This window comes from Noviherbaspirillum sp. (assembly GCF_035254685.1).
Taxonomy (GTDB): Bacteria; Pseudomonadota; Gammaproteobacteria; order Burkholderiales; family Burkholderiaceae_D; genus Noviherbaspirillum.
Genome location: NZ_DATFAI010000040.1, coordinates 15529 through 40710, shown reverse-complemented (window position 1 = coordinate 40710; position 25182 = coordinate 15529). Strand labels below are relative to the sequence as shown.

Genomic DNA, 25182 nt, shown 5'->3' with positions numbered 1-25182 from the left:
GACAACGACTGACATCGACTGGCAAAGCATTCTTTAGCTGCCTCCGCTAGCTGCCGCGTTTCGAGAGGTAAATGCCCCACAGCAGCAAGACGCCGCCCGCCATCTGGAGCGGACCGATCGCTTCCTGAAAAATGATCCAGGCCGCGATCGCTGCGGTCAGCGGCTGGATCAACAGGCTCACGGATGACAGCGATGCCGGCAAATGCGCGAACGCGTAGGCAATCACGGTCTGCCCGCCGATCTGCGCCACCAGCGCCAGCGCCAGAAGCGGCAACCAGCCGGCGGCCTGCGCGGGCCAGAAATTCCCCGGCGAGGTCAGCGCGAACGGCAGCAGCGCGAGGCCGGTGATCGTGGTGCTCCATGCCATCAGTCGCGCGGTCGAATACTGGCTGCGCGCATCCTTGATGACCAGCTGGTAGGCGGCATAGAACACCGCGCTCGACAGCCCCAGCGCATCGCCCAGCAGCTTGTGGCCGCCCGCTACCTGCGTTGTGCCGGATGCATTCGTCCCCACCAGCATAACCGCGCCGATCAGCGCGAAAGCCATACCGACCACGAAGATGCGCGAGAAGCGCGCGCGATGCGCCACCCACATCCAGAGCGCGATGAAGATCGGCGCGAAGTTCGACAGCAAGGTCGCGTTGGCCACCGTGGTGTAGTGCAATGAGAGGTGCCAGATGCCCATGTCGCCGGCGAAGTAGATGCCGGCCAGCGCCAGAGCGCGCGTGAAGTCGGTGCGTTTTCTTGCTGCCTCATCCTGGGCTCGCACGGCGAATGCCCATGCCCACAGGAAGGGCGCGGCCAGCGCCATGCGCCAGAATGCCGACGCGAGCGGATTGACATCCGACAGGCGCATCAGGATACCGGCGAAGCCGATCGCCATGCCGCCGGCTAGCAGCGCGGCAAAGGCAAATGCAGGGAAGCTCTTGTTGGAAGTCATGTGCGGGTGGCGGAATCGCAAAGACTGAGAGTGTACTGAGGTTTCACGCTCGCCGCAGCGGGCGGCAAGCGTTATACCTGCGCCGCAGCCGGGATGACAGTTCGCGGGTGGGCCGTACCGAACAAACGGGAAATTGTGAAATGCCCGGCCATACCGACATGCGGCATTCGCGGGAAGAAACAGAGCAAATTCGGATCGAGCAGCAAAAAAACGTCGATGTTTCGCCGCCATCCTTCAGGTGCAGCGCCGTGACGGCTTGTGCAATGTGTGCGGTCAGTGCAGCAGCATCGCGATCTGCGCCTGTGCGTTCTCCGCCGGGTTCTGCTTGAAGCCGCTCTTGGCAAAACGGTGCCAGCGCCCGACCACCACGCTGGTGATCAGGTTGGCGCGTGCGGCGACTTCCTCTTCGCGCGCCTGCCCTTGCGTGGCGGCGATACGCAGCGACTGCCGAATCGCCATCTCGACGCGCTCGATGAACTGGTTCATGCGCACCTGCAGGCGTTCGTCTTCGTTCACGAGCGCGTCGCCGATCAGCACACGCGTCATGCCCGGATTGCGTTCCGCGAAATTAAGGAGCATGCCGATGATCGCCTGCACCTGCGACAGCCCGTTTTCCTGCTGCTCGCTGATCTGGTTGATCAGTCCGAAGACGGTGGATTCGATGAATTCGATCAGTCCTTCGAACATCTGCGCCTTGCTGGCAAAGTGCCGGTACAGCGCCGCTTCGGACACGTCCAGCTTTGCCGCGAGTGCCGCCGTGGTGATCTTTTCTCCCTTTGGCTGCTCCAGCATTCCTGCCAGGGTCTGTAGGATTTGCAGCTTGCGTTCGCCCGGTTTGGTAGTTGCCATGATAGTAGTAGATGTAAGCAATCCGTTATAGCCGATGAAGCATCGCAGGCAGTTTCGTTACTGATTTTACTTTGACATCGACGTAAAAGGGGCGCTTTGTGAATGCCGGCTGCGGCAGGTTGGCCGCAGCATGGCGCAGATTCGGATTGGTGGCGAGGTATTGCGTCACCCATGCGGTACGCATGCCCAGCGATTTCGCCGCTTTCAGCGTATCGGCCGTATCTTCGACCAGCACGCAGCGGCGCGGCACCGCATGCTCCTGCGCGATCAGCTTGCGCAGCAGGAGTTTCGACGGTTTCGGCCGCAATTGCCGATGCACGATCATCGATTCGATCGCGATGTGCTTCGCGAAATGCCGGTGCAGCCCGAGGTGGCGCATCACCTCGTGCGAATAGCGGCGCGGACCATTGGTCAGCAGGATCTTGCGCCCCGGCAGACGCTTGAGCAGACGCGCGAGGCCGCGCTCGGCGCGGATCATGCCGGCCAGGTTGTCGAACTGATGCGCCTCGCGCAGGAAGTCCTCCATGCGCACATCGTGGTGCCTGATCATGCCGATCAGGGTTGCGCCGTAACGCTTCCAGTACGCGAGCCGCGCGGCGTTCACTGTATCCGGATCAGCCGGTGTTTCGCCGTCGCCCAGCACCTTCGCCATGAAAGCATTCATGTTCGCATTGATGGTCGGGAAAATCGCATGCGACGCGTTGTGCAAGGTGTTGTCGAGATCGAACAACCAAATCGGCTTGGGCATCTGATAGAGTCGTTTCAAGGCCTCGAACGCAGAGGCTGTCAGGGAGAATCATGAGAAGCGGGATTGTTTTTTTGCTAAGCGTGTTGTTCGGCCTTTTACTTCCGCTTTCCCATGCAGAGAATAATGCAGCAGCCGCGGCGACAGCACAAGCCGGAAGCCCTCCGCATCGCGGCATGCTGTACCGGATTCGGCATCACGGCAACACTGCTTATCTGTTCGGCACGATCCATGTCGGCCGGCCAGGCTTCTTCCCCCTCGAACCGCAAGTCACCCGTGCGCTGGAGAGCGCCGGCAAGCTCGTGCTCGAACTCGACGTGCGTGACGACGCGCCCTTCCAGGCCGCCCTGAAAAAACATGGTCTCTATATGGGCGACGATACGATCGAACACCACCTCTCGTCTGCCAATCTGGCGCAATTGCGAAACACTCTCCGACAATTCGACATCCCGTTTGAGAACATCCGGCACATGAAACCATGGATCGTCGCCAACCTGCTGATCGGCCTCGACCTCGAACGCAACGGCTACCGGCGTAGCGACGGTATCGAAATGTTCCTGCTCTCCTTCGCCAGCAAGCAGTCCAAGACTGTGCAGGAGCTGGAATCCGCGGAATTGCAGATGGCGCTGTTCGACAGCATGCCGGACGCCACGCAGGAACAGTACCTGCGCGAGAACCTCGCCGAGCTCGGCGACGGCGAGGCGATGAAACGCTCGCAGGCGCTGATCGACGCCTGGGCCAAGGCAGACAGCAAGGCGCTGGACGACATCGTGCGCGAACTGCCGAAGGAAAAAACGGCAACAGCGGAATTCACGCGCAGCGTCCTCCTGGACAAGCGCAATCCAGAAATGGCGAACAAGATCGAGGCCTTGCTAAGAAACGACAAGACGAGCTTCGTCGGCGTCGGTCTGTTGCATCTGGTGGGTGAGAGGGGGCTACCGAACCTGCTGCGCGAGCGGGGGTATGAGGTGGAGAAGTTGTACTAGAAAAGTAAACCAGACGGGCCAACGCCGTACATAAAGGCTGTCGCCTTTTCCGCTGTGAGCTGCCGAAAAGATGAAGGGTAAAGCGGAAAAAGAAGCGAAATCTGTTTGAGCTCCGAGCAAAGCGAGGGCGAGTTATTTTGCTTCCCGCTTTACCCTTCATCTTTTCGGGAACCCCGAAGGGGCAGCTCACCGCGGTCGCCTTTTTTGCCTCCTTTTTTGGCGACGCAAAAAAGGAGGTGGCCCGCCGGGGCCAGTCCCGGCTAGCCTCCACGGAGAGGCCAACGCATCGCATCACCGAAGAGCGCCGCTACAAACGACACTCGATTCCTGCGCACGCGGGAATGACAACACCCACAAACAATCAGTGCGACCGGATCATCGTCCCGAACGCCTGCTCCGTCAGCACCTCCAGCAACAGCGAATGCTCAATCCGCCCGTCGATGATGTGCACCGTATTCACCCCCGACTTCGCCGCATCCAGCGCCGACGAAATCTTCGGCAGCATGCCGCCCGAAATCGTCCCGTCCGCAAACATCTCATCGATCTCGCGCGCCGACAGGTCCGTAAGCAGGTTACCCTTCTTGTCCATCACGCCGGGGATGTTGGTCATCAGGATCAGCTTCTCGGCTTTCAGGATTTCCGCGATCTTGCCTGCCACGAGATCGGCATTGATGTTGTACGCCTGGCCATCTTCGCCGAAACCGATCGGGGAAATGATGGGAATGAAGGCGTCGTCCTGCAGTGCCTTCACGACGGCCGGGTTGATGGCGTCGATCTCGCCGACGAAGCCGATGTCGAGGAATTTGCCCGGATTTTCCTTGTCCGGCATCTGCATCTTGCGTGCACGAATCAGACCGCCGTCCTTGCCGGTCAGGCCGACCGCCTGTCCACCGTAGTGATTGATCAGCATCACGATGTCCTGCTGGACTTCGCCGCCCAGCACCCACTCCACCACTTCCATGGTTTCCTCGTCGGTGATGCGCATGCCCTGCACGAAGGTGCCCTGCTTGCCGATCTTCTTCAACGCGTTGTCAATCTGCGGACCGCCGCCGTGCACGACGACCGGATTCATGCCGACCAGCTTGAGCAGGATGACATCGCGCGCGAAACCGTGCTTCAGTCGCTCTTCGGTCATCGCATTGCCGCCGTATTTGACGACGATGGTTTTGCCGTGGAATTTGCGAATGTACGGCAAGGCTTGGGCGAGAATTTCCGCCTTGATTTGTGGCGAGACCCCGCTCAGGTCGGTATTGGAATCAGTTAACTCGGTCATGGCTGGTCCTGAAAAAAGGTTTTCGCGATTTTACAGGGAAAGCGCGGGGCTTTCTTGTGTTTCCCCAGCCGATCCGCTAGGCTTTTGCTCAATTGACAATCGCCCTCCTCCCGTGACTTCCAGCCTGCATCGCGATCTCGAAAGTATGCGCCCCGCTTTGGTGCGCTTTGCGGCATTACAGCTTCGCAACGACAGCCTGGCGGAAGACGTGGTGCAGGACACGCTGATCGCAGTCCTGGAGAAGCCTGAACGATTCGCCGGTGCATCCTCGCTGCGCACCTACGTGACAGGCATCCTCAAGCACAAAATCATCGACGTCTTGCGAACTTCGAGGCGCGAAGTGCCCATCGAAACCGACGCCGACCAGTCGGACGCAGAAGTGATCGATGCCCTGTTCAAGCCCGACGGCCATACGGTCGACATGCCGCGGCAATGGGGCGACCCCGACGCCACGCTGGAACAGAAGGATTTCTTCCGGGTGCTGGAGATCTGCCTCGAACGCCTGCCGGCAAAGACCGCGCGCATCTTCATGATGCGGGAATGGCTGGGACTGGAAACCGAGGAAATCTGTAAGGAATTGAGCATCTCCACGTCTAATGCATGGGTCATGCTGTACCGTGCACGGGTGCAACTGCGCGAATGCCTTGACCTGAACTGGTTTGGCAAGCGCGCCTGAGGAAAAATCCCGTCATGTCACTCAAACCCACTTGCAAGGAAGTACATCGCCTCACCTCGGAAGGCATGGACCGTCAGCTCTCGCTGGTGGAACGCATGCGCGTACGCATGCACTTGCTGGTATGCACCGCTTGCCAGAACTTCACCGCGCAGATGCAGCTCGTCCGGCGCGCCATGCGCGAGCTGCTTCCTCCTGCCGATCAGGATTGACGACAGCGATTGACGATAACGATTGACCGTCAGGCGGGCTTGCAGTTGCGCATCTCCTGCCTGGAGAAGCTGGCGCTGATCTTTTCCACGGCAGTCTTCGTTGCCGCATTCATATCCCGCACCCGGAAAGACACCAGGTTGGTGGTGACCGTGCGCTCGCCGATCCGGGCGCTGCGCACGCCCTTCTGGTTCAGGCTTGCGAGATGGGCGCGGGCAGCCTCTTCCTGCTTGAAGACACCCAGCGAAATGGCCCAGCGCATGCTGGAGTTGTCCTGGATGATGAAGAAATCGTCAATGCCCAGGCGGCGCAGTTCGTCTGCCTTCTTTTCCGCGGCATCCTTGTCTGCCTGCGGCGGAATGTAGACCATGTGCGACGCCACCTCCTGTACCGGCTGCCGCGTCAGCCGCTCGCCCAATGACAGTTCCGCCAGCTGTGCACTGAAGCGTTTGGCTTCCTCAGGATTGAAGTTTCCGATCTCGGCACACGCCAGCGGTTCCACCTTTTTCTCCACGGCGGAGACAGGCGTCGTGTCGGGTTCGGGCGCGGCTGCCGGCGCTGGTGGTGTGGCAAGGCGTTTCGCCTCTGCCGCCGGCACCAGCCGTATCTTGTCGACATTCAGTTGCTGGCTGACGCGGGCCGGTTCTCGCCCACTCGGCATCAGCGCATCGAAATAGCCTTGCTGGTAGGCGAACAGGCCCGCGTTCGCCAGCAACAGGATCCAGAAGAAAAATTTCAGCATGGAGCGGCTCACTGTTGCATCGCGACTGCGTGCAGTCCGATCAGCACGAGGTTGTCGACCTGCACATGGGGCACAGCGAGGTGTGGCGCAATCAGCGCGGCTGCACCTCCCGAAAGGATGCACTGCAGCGATCCGTGGCGCCGCTCATGCGCACCGACTGCGCGCTCGATGGCGCCGGCTTGCGCGGCGAGGCAGCCGCTGACGATGGCCGCGTCGGTATGGTCGGCAAACGGCTCGGCGATGTCGAGGTCCTGCGCCACCTGCGGCAATTGCGCGGTGTTCTTCGCCAGCGAGCTGGCCATCAGCCCGAGCCCCGGCAGGATCATGCCCCCAAGGAAAACGCCTTCTGCAGTAATCGCATCCACCGTCGTGGCAGTGCCGCAGGTGGCCACGATCAGGGGCCGCGCCGGGTACAGGGCGTGCGCGCCGATGGCCGATGCGAAGCGGTCGCAGCCCAGTTGCTGCGGATTGCGGTAGTTGTTGCGCACGCCCGCCATGACCGCCGCCGAGGCGAACCATTCGACCGGCACCGGATGCATGCCGAGCGCGCCAAGCATGGTCTGCTCGAGCGCATCGCGCATGGCCTGGCCGGCGACATTCGAAATCAGCACGCGTACGATCTTCCGCGCGCGCCATGCGCAGCTCAGCTGCCTGAGCTGCGCATGCTCGACCATGCCGGACTCCGTCCAGCGTCCAAGCACATCCGCGCCGCGCGCGCTATTGGGCACCAGCGCCCATTTCACCCGGGTATTGCCGGCATCGATCAACAACAACATGCGTTCAATACTCCTTTGCTCGCAACGAAACATCGCCTGCCATGACGGCGACGCGCCCCTGCGCAGTATCCAGCAGGAAGCGCCCGATGCGGTCGACGCCGACCGCAGTCCCCTCATGCAGCGTCTGCCCATGGTCGAGGATCACGACCGGCTGGCCGGTGTAGGCATGCAAGGCGTTCCAGCGCTGCGTGAATGCATCCAGTCCTTCGTGCTCGAACTGCAGCAGCGCATCGCTCAGGGTATTGAGCAGCGTCGCCATCAGCATATCCTGATCCAGATCAACCAGCCAGGGAATGCTCGCCACCGGGCGACCGATCTGCGCGGCCATCTGCTCATTGACGGACATATTGATGCCGATGCCGATCACGGCCCAGCTCGCCTCATGCGGAACATGGCCGGCGGAAGCGGATTCGATGAGCACACCCGCGAGCTTCTTTCCCTGGTACAGCACATCGTTCGGCCACTTCAGGCGGACCGACACCTGAAACATCGAGAACGCTTCCGCAATGGCCACGCCGACGGCCAGCGGCAAGCCGACAAGGGAGTGCACCGGCAAGTTGAACCTCCACGCGAGCGAAAAGGTCAGCGACTTGCCGGCTTCGGACAGCCAGCTGCGGCCGGCGCGGCCCCGCCCGGCAGTCTGTTGCCGCGCCACCAGCAGCATGGGCGTGGTGAGTGTCGGCACGGCGGCCAACAGATCGGCATTGGTGGAGCCGGTTTCGTCGACCACCTTGACCGTCACCGCCTGTGCGGCGGGGCGGCACAGCGCGGAAATGCGTTCGGATGAGAGAATGGAAGGCAGATTCATATGCGCATTGTAACGGGATGCCTGCAGCAAAGAAATTGCGCCGCATCCGCCCTCCGTCCAACGGGCCAAATGCACGCGGCAGCCCTGCGGATGACGGCAGGCACTTTCTCCCTTAAACTCTTGCCATGCCAATTCAACAAGCACCCGTCCTCACGGTCAACAAAGGGACGCCCGCCAGCGTTTCGGCGCGCGGCAATTGGCAAGTGCATTCGCTCGCGCAGGCGGGCGTCATGGCGGAATTGCAGAGCAGGTTCCACAGCCTGCCCGGCGGCGCTGCCTGGGACCTGACGCAGATCACCGGCCTGGATCATATCGGCGCGCAACTTTTCTGGAATGCATGGGGCAGGTCGCGCCCACAACAGCTTGCGTTGCAGCCGATCCATGAAGACATTTTCCGGCGCGTCGAACAGGCCAGCGTACTGCAGCTGCCGGAACCGCCCGGGAGGCGCTGGTTCTCGATTCAAGCCGTCACCGCCATGACCTATACCTTCGCGGATCACCTGAAAGCCTTCGTCGCGCTGATCGGGCAACTCACGATAGACCTCGGCCAGTTTGTCCTGCGTCCCCTGCGCGGACCGTGGCGGGAAATTTCCTCCAACATTTTCCACATCGGCTATCAGGCACTCGGCATCACCGCGCTGGTGGGATTCCTGATCGGCGTCGTGCTGTCTTACCTGTCGGCGCAGCAATTGCACACCTTCGGCGGCGACGTCTATCTGGTCAATATCCTCGGCATGAGCATCGTGCGCGAACTCGGGCCGCTGCTGGCCGCGATCCTCGTCGCCGGCCGATCCGGTTCGTCCATCACCGCGCAGCTCGGCGTGATGCGCGTGACGGAGGAACTCGATGCAATGCTGGTGATGGGCATGCCGCACGGATTCCGGCTCATCATGCCGCGCGTGATCGCACTGGCGATCTCGATGCCGCTGCTGGTGGTGTGGACCGATGCCATCGGACTGCTCGGCGGCATGACCGCGGCGAAACTCGAGCTTGGCCTGTCGATGACCTACTTCGTGCAGCAACTGCCTTCTGCAGTACCGCTGCCGAACTACTGGATCGGCCTCGGCAAGGGCGTGGTGTTCGGCGCGCTGGTGGCGCTGGTCGCCTGCCATTTCGGCCTGCGCGTGAAGCCGAATACGGAAAGCCTCGGACAAGGCACGACGCTGTCGGTGGTCACGGCGATCACTGTCGTGATCCTGGCCGACGCGGTGTTCGCGATCTTGTTCAAAGGCGTGGGGTTCTACTGATGGACGCACCGGTCATCGAGATCCGCAACCTGTGGACGCAGTTCGGCCAGTTCGTGGTCCACCAGGATCTGAACCTCGAAGTGCGACAGGGTGAGATCCTGTCGCTGGTCGGTGGTTCCGGCTCGGGCAAGACGACGCTGCTGCGCCAGATGCTGGGCCTGGAGACACCCACGCGCGGCTGCGTGGAGGTGTTCGGCGAAGACATCCACAGCGACGGCGGACACCAGCAAAGCCTGCGCAACCGCTGGGGCATGCTGTTCCAGCACGGCGCACTGTTTTCCGCACTGACGGCCTTCGACAACGTCGCGCAGCCGATGCGGGAACTGCATGCGCTGCCGGAGGACCTGATCCGCGATGCGGTCCTGCTCAAGCTCGACATGGTCGGCATTTCGCCGAAAGATGCACTGAAGATGCCGGCCGACTTGTCCGGCGGCATGGTCAAGCGGGTGGCGCTGGCGCGCGCGCTGGCGCTGGAACCGGAATTGCTTTTCCTGGACGAGCCAACCGCCGGGCTCGATCCGGATCTGTCGGAAAGTTTCGTCGCCCTGATCCGCGCGCTGCACCAGCAGCTGCACCTGACAGTGGTGATGGTCACGCATGACCTCGACACGCTGTTCGCGCTGTCGACGCGGATCGCGGTACTCGCGGAGAAGCATGTGATCGCCACCGGCACGCCGGAGCAGGTCATCGCCAATCCGCATCCGTTCATCCAGCAGTTTTTCCTCGGCGAGCGCGGCAGGCGCGCGCTGGACGTTTTAAGGAGTTGATACACCATCATGGAAAACAAATCGCATGCACTGGTGGCGGGTTTGTTCACCATCGTGCTGTTGATCGCCGCAGTGCTGATCGGCCTGTGGCTCAACCGCGACCGCGTCCAATGGGTGCCGTACCAGATCGCGACCAAGCTCTCGATCCCCGGTCTCAATCCGCAGGCAGACGTTCGCTATCGCGGCCTGGATGTGGGCAAGGTGGATGACATCACCTTCGACCCGCAGGTAGTCGGCCAGATCCTGGTGCACATCAGCGTGCGCCCCGACACGCCGATCACGCAATCGACCTACGCCACGCTCGGCTACCAGGGGGTGACCGGCATCGCCTATGTGCAGCTCGACGACGATGGCAGCCGGCCGGTGCGCGTGCACAGCAGCAAGGAGCAAATCGCACGCATCGAAATGCGGCCCAGCCTGTTCGACCAGCTGCAAAGCCGTGGACTGGCGATCCTGCAGCAGACCGAGGAAGTCACGAAGCGCATCAACAGCATGCTGGATCCGGAGAACCGGAAAGCCATCATGTCGGCCTTCGACAGCGTGAGCAAGGCCGCGACGGAAATCGAAACGATCCCGCGCCGCCTGGAGCCGGCGCTCGCCAAGCTGCCGGCGCTGGAGGCACAGGCGCAGCAAACGCTCAATTCGCTCGATACGCTCTCCAAGAACACCAGTGCGCTCACCAGCAGCCTGAACGGTTTGAGCAACAAGCTGCAGACGCCGGGCGGACCGATCGACACCTTCACGTCCAGCGCCGACCGGCTCGGCTCGGTGGCCGACAAGCTCGAACACGACACGCTGCCGCTGGCCAGCGATGTGCGTTCCTCGATCCGCGCCCTCAACCGCACGCTGAACACCCTCAACGACCGCCCGCAGAGTGTGCTGTTCGGTGCGCCGCCGAGCGCGCCTGGACCGGGCGAGCCTGGCTTTGCCGCGCCTTCCAGGTAAAGGAAAACGCCAATGAAAAAAATTGCAACCTTGCTGCTTTCACTGCTGTTCGCTCTGCATGCCATGCTGCTGACAGGCTGCGCGATCAGGCCGACCGAATCGGCCACGCTCTACGACCTGGGCCCGCTGCACACGAAACAGAGCGGCACGCTGCCGGCCCTGCCACCGCTCAGCGTCGCCGACATTCAGGTACCTGCCTGGCTGGATAGCACGATGTTCTATTTCCGCCTGAACTACGCGAACGACCAGCAGCCTCGGCCGTATGCGCATGCACGCTGGATCGAACCGCCGGGGCAACTGCTGGTGCAGCAACTGAAATCGCGCATCGCGCAGGCGGGCGGTATCGTGCTGCCGGCTTCCGACGGCGCGATCAACATCCCGGTATTGCGCATCGAGGCCGACGATTTCACACAGTATTTCGAAGCGCCCGGCCGCAGCACGGCACGCGTCGGCCTGCGGGCCGCGGTCTATCGGGGGCGGGTGCTGGTCGCGCAGAAATCCTTGTCGCATGAGGCGCCCGCACCGAGCGCCGATGCCGCCGGCGGCGCAAAGGCGCTGGCAGCAGCGAGCGACGCGGCGATCTCGGACCTGATCATGTGGCTGGGCACGCTCAACCTGAAATAATTTCGCTTGCTACGGCAGGCGCATGTATCGAGAATAAGGGCTGGCGCGGCTCACGAGGCCGCGCAGTGTTCACCCAGCAGACAAGCCATGCCGCCCAACGAGGACAATCCGCACACTTCCCCGACGGAGACATTGCCGCCCGCGCATGTATCGACCTTCGCGCGCGTCGGCCTCCTGATGTATACCTTCCTGATCGTATACGCGAGCCTGTATCCGTTCGCCAACTGGCACAGCATGGGGCTGCCGTTCTGGGGTTTCCTGTTCGCGCCCATGCCGCATTACTGGACGGGCTTCGACGTCATCACCAATGTGATCGGCTATCTGCCTCTCGGCACGCTGATCGTGTTCGCCTTGTATCCCAATGTGCGCGGCGTCTCGGCGGCAGTACTGGCGGTCTTTGGCGGGATGCTGCTGTCGGGCTCGATGGAAGCCGTACAGACTTACCTGCCGAGCCGCGTGTCTTCCAACCTCGACTTCCTGACCAACATCGCGGGCACCTGCATCGGCGCGGTCGTGGGCGTGCTGCTGAGCCCCACCTTCCTCACGCAGAGCCGCCTGCTGCAATTGCGCCGCGAGTGGTTCCTGCCCGAAGCGGGGCGCGGCCTGATCATCGCCGGCTTGTGGCCGCTGGCGCAGATCTACCCGCAGGGTTATCTGTTCGGCCACGGGCAGATCGTGCCCATCCTGTCGGAATGGCTGTCCGACTGGATGGAAACGCCGATCGACCTGCTCGGCCTGTTGATGCGCGATGTCGAGCTGAACGTACAGGAATACTGGCTGGCCGAGACGCTGATCACCGCCTGCGGATTCACCGGCGCGCTGCTCACGCTGTCATGCGTACTGCGCAAGCACGCACCAAAAGCACCGTTGCTGCTGGCGCTGGCCGTGGCATCGCTTGCCACGAAATCCATGGCCAATGCGCTCCTGTTCGCACCCGCGAACGTACTCGCATGGCTGACTCCCGGCGCCCGGGGCGGGCTGCTTGTCGGCGCAATGATGGTCACGGGCCTGGCGTATGCGCCACCGCCGGTGCAGCGGCGGCTCGCCGTCACCAGCCTTGCGTTCAGTTTCATCGTCATCAACCTGGTACCGGCGAATCCGTATTTCGTCGCTACGCTCCAGACCTGGACGCAGGGGAAATTCCTGAACTTCAACGGCGCAGCGCATTTCCTGTCCGTGTTCTGGCCGTTCCTCGCATTGTGGTTCCTGCTGCATCCCGCGCATCGGGCGAAGAAGGCCGAGGCGCCTTCCGCGCCTCAGTAGCACCCGGGTGTATCATTTCGCCTTCGATGCAACAACAAATGACCCTGACATGTCTGACAAGCCGTACTATCAACACCACGTGTTCTTTTGCGTCAACCAGCGCGATGACGGGCGTCCTTGCTGTTACGACAAGGGGGCCAGCGCCGCGCAGGAACATGCGAAAAAACGCATCAAGCAGCTCGGCCTGAGCGGGCAGGGCAAGGTCCGCATCAACAAATCCGGCTGCCTCGACCGCTGCGAGGAAGGCCCGGTGATCGTGGTCTATCCGGAAGGCACCTGGTACACCTATGTAGACACGCATGACATCGATGAAATCATCGATTCGCACCTTGTGGGCGGCAAAGTGGTCGAACGCCTGAAGATCTGACATGAACTCCCGTACACAACGCTTCATGCTGCGCGGAGCAGCCGGCGCGCTCGAATGCGCGCTCGACCTGCCACACGATGCACCTCGCGGCATCGCCCTGGTCGCCCATCCTCATCCGCTTTACGGCGGCACCATGGACAACAAGGTGGCGCAGACGCTGGCACGCGCTTTCGTGGCCATCGGTTATGCCGCCGCGCGCATGAATTTCCGTGGCGTCGGCAAGTCGGAAGGCGAGCATGATGCCGGCCGCGGCGAGACCGATGACATGGCGCTGTTGCTGTCACACATGCAAGAGCAGTATCCCGGCCTGCCGGTCGCGCTGTCCGGATTTTCCTTCGGCACCTTCGTGCAGGCGCATTTGCAGCAGCGGCTGGCCGAACAGGGCACGCCTGCCGAACGCCTGGTGATGGTCGGCACCGCCGCGGGCAAGTGGGACGTTCCCCACGTTCCCGCCAACACGATCGTGATCCACGGTGAACTCGATGACACCATTCCGCTGGCGGATGTATTCGATTGGGCAAGACCGCAAGACCTGCCCGTCATCGTGATCCCCGGCGCAGATCATTTTTTTCATCGCAAGTTGCAACATATAAAGAATTTCGTGGTCGAAATGTGGCACCGCTGAAAGCACACTTGAAAGACGTGCCGAAAGCGGGGCTATAATTTGCAGCCTGTTTCCTCTTGTCACCCGCCCTCGCCGGGGCGGCTATCCTACTTTACGTCCATGAAAAAGTTTCTCGCGGCAATAGCTGCCACCGTGCTCTCGGTTTCCTGCGCGTTCGCGCAATCCGTTCCCCCTCCGACCATTGACGCCAAATCCTGGCTGCTGCTGGATGCCACCAGCGGACAGGTGCTCGCGTCGCACGAGGCCGACATGCGCGTCGAGCCGGCATCGCTGGCCAAGCTGATGACTGCCTATGTCGTCTCCTCCGCCCTCAAGGAAAAGCGGCTTGATCCGAACCAGATGGTGAACGTCTCGGTGCGCGCCTGGAAAGTCGACAAGAGCAGCTCGAAGATGTTCATCGACCCGGCCACCCCGGTGAAGATCAACGACCTGCTGTACGGTCTGATCATCCAGTCCGGCAACGACGCCGCGGTGGCGCTGGCCGAAGCAACGGCGGGCACCGAAGATACCTTCGTGAGCCTGATGAACCGTGAAGCAGAACGCATGGGCATGAAGTCGAGCCACTTCGCCAACGCACACGGCCTGCCCGATCCCGGCAACTACACGACTGCGACAGACCTCGCCACGCTGGCCACGCACGTGATCTACGATCACCCGGAAGACTACAAGATCTACTCGATCAAGGAATACACCTATAACAAGATCAGGCAGCAGAACCGCAATCGCCTGCTCTGGCTCGACCCGACGGTCGACGGCCTGAAGACCGGCCACACCTCCAGCGCCGGCTACTGCCTGATCTCGACCGCACACCGTCCGACCGCCAGTGGTGACCGCCGCCTGGTTGCCGTCGTGCTCGGCACGATTTCCGACCAGGTCCGCAGCCAGGAAAGCCAGAAGCTGCTGAACTGGGGCTTCCAGAACTTCGACACCGTGAAGCTGTATGCGAAGAACCAGCCGGTCGCCACGCCGGAAGTCTGGAAAGGTTCGCAAGGCCAGGTGAAAATCGGCTTCACGAAGGATATCTATGTCACCGTGCCCAAGGGCGTGGCTGAAAAGATGAAGCCGGTGCTGGAACGCAAGGACCCGCTGATTGCGCCAGTCAACCAGAACAGCAAGGTCGGCATCATGAAGGTGATGGTCGATGGCAAGGCATTGACCGAACTGCCGGTCGTGTCGCTGGAACAGGTGAACCAGGCCACCATCTTCGGTCGCGCCTGGGACTCCATGCGTCTCTGGATGAAGTAACAGCTTGTGCATTGTGCGGGTGGGCATGCGTTGCCCACCCGGCATTCTCCCGGCAGTTGGCGTCGCCGCCCCCCCTCCTTCAAGCTCCTCCTTCCCATACCGATTTTGCATCATCATCCATCGATGATTGTGCAAGAATGGTTCGCTCTCATTCCAGGAACCTGTCATGCTTGATCCGCTCGTTTATCTCAATGGCGAAATGACGCCGCTGTCCGAAGCAAAGATCCCCGTGCTGGATCGCGGCTTCATCTTCGGCGATGGGGTGTACGACGTCATCCCGATGTACGCGCGCCGCCTGTTCCGCGCGAAGCAGCACATGGCGCGCCTGTTTCGCAGCCTGAAAGCTGTCGGCATCCGCAATCCGCATACCGAGGCAGAATGGATGGAGCTGATCGACAAGGTCGCGTCAGCGCACCCCGCCGATGACCAGCTGATCTACATGCAGGTGACGCGCGGCGTGGCCAAGCGCGCGCATGCTTTCCCTGAAGGCGTGACGCCGACCGTATTCATCATGACCAATCCCTTCGTGGCGCCCGCCACCGCATTATGCGAAAACGGCATCGCGTGCGCGACGATGGAAGACAAGCGCTGGCTGCGCTGCGATATCAAGTCGATCTCCCTGCTCGGCAATGTGCTAGCCGCACAATATGCGGTGGAGCATGACGCGACGGAAACCATCCAGTTCCGTGATGGTTTCCTGACCGAAGGCTCGTCGTCGAATGTGTGGGTGTTGAAGGACGGCACATTGATGGCACCGCCGAAGGACTCGTTGATCCTGGAGGGCATCCGCTATGGATTGATCGAGGAATTGTGCCAGGCCGCCAACATTCCATTCGTCGCTCGCAAGTTGACGCGCGAGGAAGTGCTGGTCGCCGATGAAGTGTTGATTTCGTCTGCCGGCCGCGAACTGCTGCCGGTTGTGCGTATCGATGACAAGGTGATCGGCAGCGGCAAGCCCGGCCCTGTGTTCCGCATGCTCTACGCCGGCTACCAGGAGGCCAAGAAGGCTTAGAATGATGGCATTGAAATACGCGATTTCGTTCTTATCTGGATGAAATACATCCAACGAGCAAGCCATGCCTCAACCTACCGATTCACTCATCGAATATCCGAGCGACTTCCCCATCAAGGTCATGGGCGTGATGCAGGACGCCTTTGCGCAGACCATGGTCGAAGTGGTCCAACTGCACGACCCGACCTTCCACTCAGGCAAGATGGAGATGCGCGCCTCGTCCAAGGGCACCTACCTGTCGCTCACCATCACGGTGCGCGCCACCAGCCGTGAACAGCTCGACAACCTGTATCGCGCGCTGTCGTCGCATCCGATGGTGAAAGTCGTGCTGTAAGCGCTCAGGCCTGCGGCATCTTCCCCACCTCATCAAACAGCCAGTCGCGGAACGCCCGCACCTGCGGCTTCTGCATCGCTTCCGGCGGACACACGAGGTAATACGACTCGGGGCATTGGATGGTGATATCGAACAGGCGTACCAGTTCGCCCGCATCGATATCCATCATGGCCAACGAATGCCGTGCCAGCGCAATGCCATGCCCTTCCGCCGCCGCGCGCACCAGCATCGATGAATCCTGGAACACCAAGCCGCCGGTCGGCTCGAGCAAATCCACGCCTGCCGCACGGAACCAAGGCGTCCACGGTTCCATCACGCATCGCAGCAGGGAATGCTGCGCCAGCTTTTGCGGCGAGCGGGGCAGCTTGCCTCGATTGAAACGCGGGCTGGCAACCGGGTAGTAGTAATCGTCCATGATCTTCTCGACCAGTAGCCCGGGATAATTGCCGCGCCCGAAGCGAATGCCGAGATCGACCGATTCGCGAACGAAATCAGTCAACTGGTGGCTCGACTGCAGCATCATCTCCAGGCCCGGATGCTGCTCGATAAAACGACCGAGGCGTGGTGACAGCCAGCGGGCGGCGAAGGAGGGCAGCGCGGTTACCGTGAGGCGCGCCTGCATCGCGTTCGCCTGCAAGGCTTCCGCCGCGCCGGCGATCTCCGTCAGCGCCTTGCGCAGCACGGCGGCGAAATGCTCGCCGTCCGGCGTGATCGCAATCCGCTTGCCATGCCGCGCAAACAACGCGACACCCAGCTCCTCTTCCAGCGCACGCACCTGATGGCTGATCGCGCCATGCGTGACGTGAATCTCCTCTGCCGCGCGGGAAAAGTTGCCATGCCGCGCGGCCGCCTCGAAGGCCCGCAATGCCGCCAGGTTCGGCAGTTTCCTGAAGTCCGCCATATGTGAATGCAATTGACAAGGGAATCAAAAATATATCGTTTAGACAAGCGCCATGCAAGCACTAGAATGACTTTGCATGGCAGGCAATTATCCCGAATCCACAGGATGAAGCGAGCCTGGTCATTGCTTCAGGAGTGAACCATCATGAGAGGCTTATTCACAAAACAGGCACTCACCATCCCGGCCGGTGAGACCGTTTCCGGCGTCGCAGGACGCGCCCACACCTTGCGCGTGACGCAGGGCCGCGTCTGGATCACGGTCGAAGGCATTTCGCATGACTACTGGTTGCATGCCGGCGACACCCTCACCACGATTCCCGGCCGCATCACCGTGGTCGAGGCCGACCAGCACGAAAGTCGCGTCGAATGGGCGCCGGCGATCCAGTGGATCAAGACATTGAAGCTGCTGCTGGCAGACATCGCATCGCGCTTCGCGCCCGGTCGCACCGTTAGCGCCTCGCTCAAGCGCCATCGCACCTGCAACTGCGGTGAGTCGGCCTGAGCTCAGATCGGAGGAGCATCGATGAAGCGTGCCTGCGTCTGCGTTGAAACAGATCACTGGAGGGTACATTGAAGGTCATTCGCAGCCGCAGCTTCGTCGCGGGCAAGCCTTGGGGCGCGCTGGACATCGCCAGCATGAACGGTGTCAGCGTCCGCCTGCACTGGACCGACGCGCCCTATAAATGGCATGTCAATGACGGCGAGGAAGTGTTTGCCGTGCTCGACGGCGTGGTCGAGATGCATTATCGCGAGAACGGCGAGGAGAAGATCGCAGAACTGGAGGCCGGCGATATCTTCTTTGCGGGGATCGGCTGCGAACATGTCGCGCATCCACGCGGCGCGGCGCGCATCCTGGTGATCGAAACGGAAGGCAGCATTTAGGATCCATTTCGGCAGATGGCATCTGCCAATCACCATCTCGCCCTCCGAGGATCAAGCAGCAGGCTGCCTGATTCTTCAGTCCGTTAATTCACCACTCATGTTGCGCAGGAATTCCTTTCGCACGGCATCGGCTGTCATGCCAAGCGCGAGCAGGTGATGCAGCTTGGCGAAAATCGCCTCGAAACCCATATCGCCGGTGCCAATGACACCGGCCGCAGTCATTCCCGCGCCCGCGGCGTAGGTGCCGATAGACACTTTCCCCTGCGGCGACTGGCTGCAGGCGACCAGCACCACGCCGCTGGCATGCGCCCGCCCGAGCAGTTCGAGCAAGGCGGGATCGCGATCGGGAATATTGCCGGCGCCGTAACATTGCAGGATCACTGCCCGCGGCGCAAGGTCGAGCATGGCCCGCACCGCGCGAACCGGCAGTCCCGGCACGAAGCGCAAGGGCAGGACAAGCGTATCGTCGTAATCCGGCAGTTCGAATTTTTCCTGGTCCGCCTGGGGCAGCAGAGCCTGCATGTCAAAGCGCAGTTGCGGCAGTGTCTCGGCCAACCACGGGTAATTCGGGCTGTCGAAGGCATCGAGCGCAGTAATACTGACCTTTGTCGCGCGATTGCCGCGCAACAGACGGCCATTGAAATAGATGGCAACTTCATTGATTACATCCGACGCTGCCAGTTGCAGCGCCGTGACCATGTTATGCGGGGCGTCCGAATTCGGCGCGCTCAGGGGTATCTGCGAGCCGGTCATGATCACTGGCTTGCGCAGTCCTTGCAGCATGAAGGACAGCGCAGCAGCCGTGTAGGCCATGGTGTCGGTGCCATGCAGGATCACGAAACCGTCGTAATCGTTGTAGCGCGTCGCGATGTCGCGCCCGATCCTCTGCCAGTCCCGCGGCGTCGCGTTGGAGCTGTCGATCGGCGATTCGTAGGCATGCAACGTGTAGCGCGGCAGGCTCGCATCCTGGTTCTCCAGCAGTTTCGCCAACGAGGAATCGAAATCCGGCGTCGGTGCAAAACCTTGCGCGGTCCGCGTCATGCCGACCGTGCCGCCAGCGTAGATCAGTGCGATGTGTTTTCTGCTCATCGTTTCTCAATATTCTCAAAGGTATTCGCCAGTCGAGCCAATTTGTGCGCGACAAGATCTGTAACGTCGACGGTTCGCTTGCGCCCCGGCTCCTGCGCTATCAGCGGCAGTTCGGTGCAGGCAAGGAGGACAGTATCCGACTGGAGCGCGTCGAGGATCGCACCGAAACGTTCGCGTATGTCCGGCGCATCCTGGCCGTGTGTCTTCACGTCATAAATCAGTTGATGCACCTGCTCCACAACGGCCGCATCCGGAGGTTCCAGATCCACGTGCGCCGCCAGCTTGCGGTAAGGCGACCAGGGACCGAACTCAATGACCGGCCGCGCGCCCAGCAGCGCCACGCGTTGGATGCGCGCGGCCTGAAGGAATTCCAGCGCCGTGTCGGCGAAGGACACCAGCTTTGCCGGCAACTGCAATGCCTCGAGCTGTGGCTGGTAATAGTTCAGGGTATTGCAGGCGATCGCGTAGTAGTCCACGCGCTGCGCCATGGCCTGCGCAGTCTCCTTCAGGCATGCCCACACTGCGGCGTCGTTGGCTGCCAGTTCCATCGACAGGCCGAGCGCGGGCTCGGAAAAAATCGTGACGTTGGGCGCATCGAGGTCGCCACGAAAATGCGTGCCGAGCATCGCGCGATTGGCGCGCAGCAGTTTGCGCCACAGGTCGAGGCCGGCGTCCGGCCCCGAACCGGTGATGATGCCGATCTTCGGATGGGTGTTGAAGCTGGTAAGCATGGCCAGGTCCCTTTCCTCGCGTCGCTACACGACGCATTGGAGAACAGGTAGTTTGCCAGCAGATCGCCGTGTCGTCACGACGGATGGCAGCGCGAACTGTCCGGTCGACATGGACAAAGCCTGAATGTTATTGCGGCAGCGAGTCTCGCGTGGCTGCGACGCTAAAAAAAGCGGTTGGCCACGAGGCCAACCGCATCGACGGAGACTACTGATTGCTACCTGCGTTTCATGGCTTAGGCGGCGTGCAGGCATGACTTGTGCAATTTGTCGGTCCTAGCGGGATGCGCGGCAAGGCACGAGGAGGAGTCATAGCAGGGGCTATGGCGACGACGAGCAACGTCGCCACTCGCCCGCTACGACCAGCAGAATTGTGCAAGTTATTCCTGCGCGGCGCCTTACTTCACAACGGCGATCTGCGTGCGCTTGCCGTCCTTGTAGGTGTAGAGCGTCAAAGTGCCGTCCTTGATGTCGCCCTTGGAGTCGAAGGCAATGTCGCCGGTCACGCCCTTGTAATGGATCTTCGCCAGTTCCGGCAAATACTTCTGCGGTTCGGCGGAACCTGCCTTCTTCATGGCTTCGACCATCACCATCACGGCGTCATAGACGTACGGCGCGTAGATCTGCACATCGGTGCCGAACTTCTGCTTGTACCTGGCGCGGAAATCTTCCATGCCCTTCTTCTGCGCTTCCTGCACGCCGCCCGCTTCGGCGCAGACCACATGGTTGTCGCCAAGGGCGTCGCCTGCGAGTTGCGCCAGCGCTTCGGAGCAGATGCCGTCGCCGCCCATGAACTTGGCATTGATGCCCAGCGCCTTCATCTGGCGCAGCATCGGACCGGCCACGGCATCCATGCCGCCGAAGAAGATGACATCCGGGCTCTTGCCCTTGATGGCAGTCAGGATCGCGTTGAAGTCGGTGGCCTTGTCGTTGGTGTACTGCTGCGCCACAACCTGCACGCCCTTGGCCTTCGCGCCTTTCATGAATTCTTCCGCCACGCCCTGACCGTAGGCGGTGCGGTCATCGATCACGGCCACTTTCTTGGCCTTGAGCTTGTCGGCCGCATAGCGTCCCAGCGTGCCGCCGAGCTGGCCGTCGTTGGCCACCACGCGGAAGGTGGTCTTGAAGCCTTGCTGCGTATATTTCGGGTTGGTTGCTGACGGGGAGATCTGCGGAATGCCGGCGTCGGCATAAATCTTGGATGCCGGGATGGTGGTACCGGAGTTCAGGTGACCGACCACACCGTTGACCTTGGCGTCGACCAGCTTCTGCGCCGCGGCGGTACCCTGCTTCGGATCGGCGCCATCATCTTCCGCCTCCAATTCGAATTTGGCCTTCTTGCCGCCGATGGTCACGCCCTTGGCGTTGAGATCATCGATGGCCATGCGCGCGCCGTTTTCATTGTCCTTGCCGAGATGGGCGATGGGGCCTGATATCGGGCCGACGTGGCCGATCTTGACGACCAGCTCCTGTGCAGCTGCGGCACCAGCAAAGGCAAATGCGAGCGCGCCAGCCAATGGAATCATTTTTGTTTTGAACGACATGAGATGTCTCCTGATCATGAATGGAATGAAGTTGCTGCCCTGGTGCTGCGATAAAGTTCACCTACGCCGGGACGTGCGCAGGCGAAACATGACTCGTTTCATTACCGGACATCTCCAGGTCGAAACTGTCGTCCGGACAGGCATCGCGAAGCGGATTCCTGCGGGGTGGGAACATGCCCGTGGCGCTGATCTTCAGTCGGTCAAGGGAAAACTGTCGCAGATGCTTGAACACACTCTGGTTGATGGCAATCATCGCCTGCATGACCAGCAGGTCGACGTCGCTGGACGAACGTTCGTGGGTGCTGCTCCTGACTGCGGATTTTGAACGTGCCGGCTGCCCTGCCAGTACGCAGCGAAATACGTCTTCGAGCGTCACCATGCCCGGGTGGCATGTCAGCATCCACTTGTCGGGTGCTGCTGGGTCGTGTTGCAGCAGATTGGCACGGACCAGGTTATTGCAGAGCCTTGCCAGCTCGCGCGCCGGACGCCCGGTTGCGTCCTCCAGCTGCTCCATGCTCACCGTCCGCGGTGAACTTGACACAAGCCTGGCGAGGATTTCGGTAGTGGCAAAAAAGCGGTCGTGCAACGCGCCATTGCCGAGAATGCAGTCTTCAACGGTCACCATTAATGTCTCCTTTGTGGGGTCTGGCTGCGGTCGGTACAGGCCGGTTTCTGACCGGTTGCGCCTCTCGCAGTCGCTTTCCTGCAACGGCTTTTTCTTATTGTTTTGTCCGTCCGAAGCATCGCTTCGTGAATTGAAGCAATGACAACATGGAACGCAACTTTAGGGACAAAGTGAGACAAACACCATTTCGCTACTTGGCGCTACCTGATACTAGATGCTGCTAAACTAGCACCATCCAGCATCGTTCATTGCCAGCCAGAAAAGAGGGGCGCCGCATGACCTACACCATGGAAACTACAAGGCCCGTTCATGCCTCCCAGCGTGAGTTCTGCACCAACCTGCGCATGCTCTGCAGCTATTACCGCTCGGTAGCGGACGTTTGCCGCAAGCTCAACCTCAACCGCGCGCAATTCAACCGCTACCTGAACGGCACCAGCAAGCCGTCCAGCCACACGCTGGAGCGCATCTGCGATTTCTTCGGCGTGGAACCGGCGGAGATCTACCTGCCGCACGAGCATTTCCACCAGATCGTACAGGTCCGCCCCAGGCAGCGCACCGAACGCGCGGTATACGCCGACCACATCGCGCGCCTGCAGCATCAGTCGACCGGCAGGTTCGATAAATATCTCGGCTACTACTACGAGTACTACTACTCGATGAGCTCTCCCGGCAAGGTGCTGCGCGGGCTGGTGCACATCTTCATGCACGATGGCGCGGTCTACCATGAACGCCTCGAGCGCTTCCCGCAGCATGCCAACCTCGACCAGACCTACAAGTGCAAGTACATGGGCTGCACCTTCTACCTGAACGACCGCATCTTCCTGACGGACTATGAATCTCTGACAGGCAACGAGGTCGCGCAGACCATCCTTTTCCCGACCTACAAGAACAAGGTTGCCCGCCTCTCGGGCCTGATGCTGGGCGTCGCATCGAGCAACCAGCGCTCGATCGCCTGCGCGCGCGTAGTGTTCGAATTCCTCGGCAAGAGCATCGATATCCGCAAGGCAATGCGCCTGTGCGGCCTGTTCGACCCGAAGCGCGACGGCATCGATCCGACCATCCTAAAAGTGATCGACAACTCGCCGCACAAGGACCAGCACCACTTCTACACGATCCCCCTGTAGGCCGCGTCGATGATCGCGACGTCATCGTCATTTCAATCCGGGCTTGTCATTTCAACACTGCCACAAACCTCAACGGATTTCGGTAAACTTGCGCACATGCCCAATCCCATCATCATTGACCGCGGAAACGAGCCGTACCAGACCACCTTCGACGCGATGCGCACCTTTACCGATACGCGCACTGTCGAGACCCCGGATGAATTCTGGATCGTCGAACATCCGCCGGTATATACCCTCGGCCTCGGCGCTGACCCGTCGCACGTGCTGGACGCGCACGGCATACCGGTGATCCAGACCGATCGCGGCGGCGAAGTGACCTATCACGGTCCGGGCCAGGCCGTGGTCTATTTGCTCATGGATCTGCGCCGCAAGACGGAAGCGCGCCTCTATGCACGGGAATTCGTGCAGAAAATCGAACAGTCGGTCATAAATACCTTGCGAGCGTATAATCTGGACGGTGAGCGCAAGCCCGGCGCGCCCGGCATCTACATGTCGGACGGCGAATGGAAAGGCGCGAAGATTGCCGCGCTCGGACTGAAGGTGCGTGGCAGCGGATGCACCTATCACGGCGTGTCGCTGAATGTCTCGATGGACCTGGCCCCATTCTCCTGGATTAATCCCTGCGGTTATGAAGGACTGGCTACCGTGGACATGAAAACTGTCGGCGTGGAAGCACATTTGCACGACGTGCAATCGGCATTGGCTCACAACCTGATCGATTTATTAACGGCGTGATAGACACGCCTTTCGCTCCGTCGAAGCGATGGACGAGGAAACGAGCCGCTCCATGACCACTGAAAAAGAACCGCAGGCTGCGCCAGCCTACAATCCCACCGAGAAGCAAAAAGGCGCCGGCAAAACCGCGCGCATTCCGATCAAGATCGTCCCGGCGGAAAAACTTCCCAAGCCTGACTGGATCCGCGTGAAGGCGGGCTCGCCTTCGACACGCTTCAACGAGATCAAGGACATCCTGCGCGAAAACAAGCTGGTGACGGTCTGCGAGGAAGCCAGTTGCCCGAACATTGGCGAATGCTTCGGCAAGGGTACGGCGACCTTCATGATCATGGGCGACAAGTGCACCCGTCGCTGCCCATTCTGCGACGTCGGCCACGGCCGTCCCGACCCGCTCGACCCGAACGAACCCGGGAAGCTCGCGAAGACCATCGCCGCCATGCGCCTGCGCTACGCGGTGATCACCTCGGTCGACCGCGACGACCTGCGCGACGGCGGCGCCGGCCATTTTGCAGACTGTATCCGCGAGATCCGCGCGGTCTCGCCGAACACGCGCATCGAAATCCTGACGCCGGACTTCCGCGGCCGCATGGATCGCGCACTTGAGATCCTCAAGGAAGCGCCGCCGGATGTGATGAACCACAACCTCGAAACCGTACCGCGCCTGTACAAGGAAGCGCGGCCCGGTGCGGATTACGCCTTTTCACTGAACCTGCTCAAGCGCTTCAAGGAAATCTGCCCCGACGTTCCCACCAAGTCCGGCCTGATGGTCGGCCTCGGCGAGACGGACGAGGAAATCCTGCAGGTGATGCGCGACATGCGCGAGCATGGCATCTCCATGCTGACCATCGGCCAGTACCTGATGCCGTCCGGTGATCATTTGCCGGTACGCCGTTATGTGCATCCCGACACCTTCAAAATGTTCGAAGCCGAAGCCTACAAGATGGGTTTCGCGCATGCGGCAGTTGGCGCCCTGGTGCGCAGTTCGTATCACGCCGACCAGCAGGCGCACGGCGCCGGCGTCCTCTGATCCATCCATGGCAAGAGGTGTCCGCCCGGGCGCCTCTCCCTCCTCTTCACACCAGCTGAGGCAGGACAAGACTTTGTCCTCGCAGCCCTGCTGCGTT

General features: G+C 61.2%; 30 protein-coding genes. 18 read left to right on the top strand and 12 right to left on the bottom strand.

Annotated elements, in window-relative coordinates:
- Nucleotides 1–46: 46 nt before the first annotated feature.
- The 3 genes from VJ698_RS17205 to VJ698_RS17195 all read right to left on the bottom strand — a co-directional run bounded on the left by VJ698_RS17205 (nucleotide 47) and on the right by VJ698_RS17195 (nucleotide 2537).
- Nucleotides 47–940, bottom strand: coding sequence for a DMT family transporter (locus VJ698_RS17205; protein ID WP_324104020.1), 894 nt, complete (start codon nucleotides 938–940; stop codon nucleotides 47–49).
- A 273-nt stretch (nucleotides 941–1213) separates the two neighbouring features.
- Nucleotides 1214–1789 carry a nucleoid occlusion factor SlmA gene (slmA, locus tag VJ698_RS17200; RefSeq protein ID WP_324104019.1) on the bottom strand — a complete coding sequence of 192 codons (576 nt, stop codon included), beginning with the start codon at nucleotides 1787–1789 and terminating at the stop codon, nucleotides 1214–1216.
- A gap of 25 nt (nucleotides 1790–1814) precedes the next feature.
- Entirely contained in the window at nucleotides 1815–2537 is a 723-nt protein-coding gene (locus VJ698_RS17195; protein WP_324104018.1) for an HAD-IA family hydrolase, read from the bottom strand.
- A 173-nt stretch (nucleotides 2538–2710) separates the two neighbouring features.
- Here VJ698_RS17195 and VJ698_RS17190 point away from each other — a divergent pair, with 173 nt between their 5' ends.
- The gene (locus VJ698_RS17190) at nucleotides 2711–3520 is read left to right on the top strand and encodes a TraB/GumN family protein (RefSeq protein WP_324104017.1); all 810 of its coding nucleotides are present in this window, start codon (nucleotides 2711–2713) and stop codon (nucleotides 3518–3520) included.
- A gap of 361 nt (nucleotides 3521–3881) precedes the next feature.
- Here the strand turns inward: VJ698_RS17190 and argB are convergent, their stop codons facing one another.
- Nucleotides 3882–4793 (bottom strand): acetylglutamate kinase, encoded by a 912-nt coding sequence (argB, locus tag VJ698_RS17185; protein WP_324104016.1) that lies wholly within the window; start codon nucleotides 4791–4793, stop codon nucleotides 3882–3884.
- 124 nt (nucleotides 4794–4917) lie between these two features.
- Here argB and VJ698_RS17180 point away from each other — a divergent pair, with 124 nt between their 5' ends.
- Nucleotides 4918–5469 (top strand): sigma-70 family RNA polymerase sigma factor, encoded by a 552-nt coding sequence (locus tag VJ698_RS17180; RefSeq protein WP_414691183.1) that lies wholly within the window; start codon nucleotides 4918–4920, stop codon nucleotides 5467–5469.
- 14 nt (nucleotides 5470–5483) lie between these two features.
- The gene (locus VJ698_RS17175) at nucleotides 5484–5678 is read left to right on the top strand and encodes a zf-HC2 domain-containing protein (RefSeq protein ID WP_324104014.1); all 195 of its coding nucleotides are present in this window, start codon (nucleotides 5484–5486) and stop codon (nucleotides 5676–5678) included.
- Nucleotides 5679–5707: 29 nt separating this feature from the next.
- Here VJ698_RS17175 and VJ698_RS17170 read toward each other — a convergent pair whose 3' ends face one another.
- The 3 genes from VJ698_RS17170 to VJ698_RS17160 are packed head-to-tail and all read right to left on the bottom strand — an operon-like array spanning nucleotide 5708 to nucleotide 8002.
- On the bottom strand, nucleotides 5708–6418 hold the full coding sequence (locus VJ698_RS17170; RefSeq protein WP_324104013.1) for an SPOR domain-containing protein: 711 nt from the start codon (nucleotides 6416–6418) through the stop codon (nucleotides 5708–5710).
- 8 nt (nucleotides 6419–6426) lie between these two features.
- Nucleotides 6427–7194: a type III pantothenate kinase gene (locus VJ698_RS17165; RefSeq protein WP_324104012.1), complete on the bottom strand. Its 768-nt coding sequence runs from the start codon at nucleotides 7192–7194 to the stop codon at nucleotides 6427–6429.
- Nucleotides 7195–7198: 4 nt separating this feature from the next.
- Nucleotides 7199–8002, bottom strand: a complete 804-nt coding sequence (locus tag VJ698_RS17160) for a biotin--[acetyl-CoA-carboxylase] ligase (RefSeq protein WP_324104011.1) — start codon at nucleotides 8000–8002, stop codon at nucleotides 7199–7201.
- A gap of 125 nt (nucleotides 8003–8127) precedes the next feature.
- Between VJ698_RS17160 and VJ698_RS17155 the strand changes: the two genes are divergently transcribed.
- The 10 genes from VJ698_RS17155 (at nucleotide 8128) to VJ698_RS17110 (ending at nucleotide 16431) form a co-directional block, all read left to right on the top strand.
- Complete coding sequence (locus VJ698_RS17155) at nucleotides 8128–9249, top strand: ABC transporter permease (protein ID WP_324104010.1); 1122 nt, start codon at nucleotides 8128–8130, stop codon at nucleotides 9247–9249.
- A complete protein-coding gene (locus VJ698_RS17150; RefSeq protein WP_324104009.1) occupies nucleotides 9249–10016 on the top strand; it encodes an ABC transporter ATP-binding protein in 768 nt (255 codons plus the stop codon). Before VJ698_RS17155 ends, VJ698_RS17150 begins: the two co-directional genes overlap by 1 nt.
- A gap of 9 nt (nucleotides 10017–10025) precedes the next feature.
- Nucleotides 10026–10961: an MlaD family protein gene (locus tag VJ698_RS17145; RefSeq protein WP_324104008.1), complete on the top strand. Its 936-nt coding sequence runs from the start codon at nucleotides 10026–10028 to the stop codon at nucleotides 10959–10961.
- 12 nt (nucleotides 10962–10973) lie between these two features.
- Complete coding sequence (locus tag VJ698_RS17140; RefSeq protein ID WP_324104007.1) at nucleotides 10974–11585, top strand: ABC-type transport auxiliary lipoprotein family protein; 612 nt, start codon at nucleotides 10974–10976, stop codon at nucleotides 11583–11585.
- 87 nt (nucleotides 11586–11672) lie between these two features.
- Entirely contained in the window at nucleotides 11673–12848 is a 1176-nt protein-coding gene (locus VJ698_RS17135) for a VanZ family protein (RefSeq protein WP_324104006.1), read from the top strand.
- A gap of 49 nt (nucleotides 12849–12897) precedes the next feature.
- On the top strand, nucleotides 12898–13215 hold the full coding sequence (locus tag VJ698_RS17130) for a (2Fe-2S) ferredoxin domain-containing protein (RefSeq protein WP_324104005.1): 318 nt from the start codon (nucleotides 12898–12900) through the stop codon (nucleotides 13213–13215).
- A gap of 1 nt (nucleotide 13216) precedes the next feature.
- The gene (locus VJ698_RS17125; protein ID WP_324104004.1) at nucleotides 13217–13840 is read left to right on the top strand and encodes an alpha/beta hydrolase; all 624 of its coding nucleotides are present in this window, start codon (nucleotides 13217–13219) and stop codon (nucleotides 13838–13840) included.
- A gap of 99 nt (nucleotides 13841–13939) precedes the next feature.
- Complete coding sequence (locus VJ698_RS17120; protein ID WP_324104003.1) at nucleotides 13940–15085, top strand: D-alanyl-D-alanine carboxypeptidase family protein; 1146 nt, start codon at nucleotides 13940–13942, stop codon at nucleotides 15083–15085.
- Nucleotides 15086–15251: 166 nt separating this feature from the next.
- On the top strand, nucleotides 15252–16097 hold the full coding sequence (locus VJ698_RS17115; RefSeq protein WP_324104002.1) for a D-amino acid aminotransferase: 846 nt from the start codon (nucleotides 15252–15254) through the stop codon (nucleotides 16095–16097).
- 64 nt (nucleotides 16098–16161) lie between these two features.
- Nucleotides 16162–16431, top strand: a complete 270-nt coding sequence (locus VJ698_RS17110) for an HP0495 family protein (RefSeq protein WP_324104001.1) — start codon at nucleotides 16162–16164, stop codon at nucleotides 16429–16431.
- A 4-nt stretch (nucleotides 16432–16435) separates the two neighbouring features.
- On the opposite strand, the gene gcvA is transcribed toward VJ698_RS17110, so the two are convergent.
- On the bottom strand, nucleotides 16436–17332 hold the full coding sequence (gcvA, locus tag VJ698_RS17105) for a transcriptional regulator GcvA (RefSeq protein WP_324104000.1): 897 nt from the start codon (nucleotides 17330–17332) through the stop codon (nucleotides 16436–16438).
- A 144-nt stretch (nucleotides 17333–17476) separates the two neighbouring features.
- Between gcvA and VJ698_RS17100 the strand changes: the two genes are divergently transcribed.
- Nucleotides 17477–17833 carry a DUF2917 domain-containing protein gene (locus VJ698_RS17100; RefSeq protein ID WP_324103999.1) on the top strand — a complete coding sequence of 119 codons (357 nt, stop codon included), beginning with the start codon at nucleotides 17477–17479 and terminating at the stop codon, nucleotides 17831–17833.
- Nucleotides 17834–17901: 68 nt separating this feature from the next.
- Nucleotides 17902–18213 (top strand): cupin, encoded by a 312-nt coding sequence (locus VJ698_RS17095; protein WP_324103998.1) that lies wholly within the window; start codon nucleotides 17902–17904, stop codon nucleotides 18211–18213.
- Nucleotides 18214–18288: 75 nt separating this feature from the next.
- Here VJ698_RS17095 and VJ698_RS17090 read toward each other — a convergent pair whose 3' ends face one another.
- The 4 genes from VJ698_RS17090 to VJ698_RS17075 all read right to left on the bottom strand — a co-directional run bounded on the left by VJ698_RS17090 (nucleotide 18289) and on the right by VJ698_RS17075 (nucleotide 22199).
- Nucleotides 18289–19302, bottom strand: a complete 1014-nt coding sequence (locus VJ698_RS17090) for an asparaginase (RefSeq protein WP_324103997.1) — start codon at nucleotides 19300–19302, stop codon at nucleotides 18289–18291.
- Nucleotides 19299–20033, bottom strand: a complete 735-nt coding sequence (locus tag VJ698_RS17085) for an aspartate/glutamate racemase family protein (protein WP_324103996.1) — start codon at nucleotides 20031–20033, stop codon at nucleotides 19299–19301. Before VJ698_RS17085 ends, VJ698_RS17090 begins: the two co-directional genes overlap by 4 nt.
- Nucleotides 20034–20428: 395 nt before the next feature.
- On the bottom strand, nucleotides 20429–21574 hold the full coding sequence (locus tag VJ698_RS17080) for a branched-chain amino acid ABC transporter substrate-binding protein (RefSeq protein ID WP_324103995.1): 1146 nt from the start codon (nucleotides 21572–21574) through the stop codon (nucleotides 20429–20431).
- Nucleotides 21575–21635: 61 nt separating this feature from the next.
- Nucleotides 21636–22199: a hypothetical protein gene (locus VJ698_RS17075; RefSeq protein WP_324103994.1), complete on the bottom strand. Its 564-nt coding sequence runs from the start codon at nucleotides 22197–22199 to the stop codon at nucleotides 21636–21638.
- A gap of 275 nt (nucleotides 22200–22474) precedes the next feature.
- Between VJ698_RS17075 and VJ698_RS17070 the strand changes: the two genes are divergently transcribed.
- From VJ698_RS17070 to lipA, 3 genes are all read left to right on the top strand, one after another.
- Nucleotides 22475–23323: a helix-turn-helix transcriptional regulator gene (locus VJ698_RS17070; protein ID WP_324103993.1), complete on the top strand. Its 849-nt coding sequence runs from the start codon at nucleotides 22475–22477 to the stop codon at nucleotides 23321–23323.
- Nucleotides 23324–23419: 96 nt separating this feature from the next.
- Nucleotides 23420–24058 carry a lipoyl(octanoyl) transferase LipB gene (gene lipB / locus VJ698_RS17065; protein ID WP_324103992.1) on the top strand — a complete coding sequence of 213 codons (639 nt, stop codon included), beginning with the start codon at nucleotides 23420–23422 and terminating at the stop codon, nucleotides 24056–24058.
- Nucleotides 24059–24110: 52 nt separating this feature from the next.
- On the top strand, nucleotides 24111–25085 hold the full coding sequence (gene lipA, locus VJ698_RS17060) for a lipoyl synthase (protein WP_324103991.1): 975 nt from the start codon (nucleotides 24111–24113) through the stop codon (nucleotides 25083–25085).
- The last annotated feature ends 97 nt before the right edge of the window (nucleotides 25086–25182 follow it).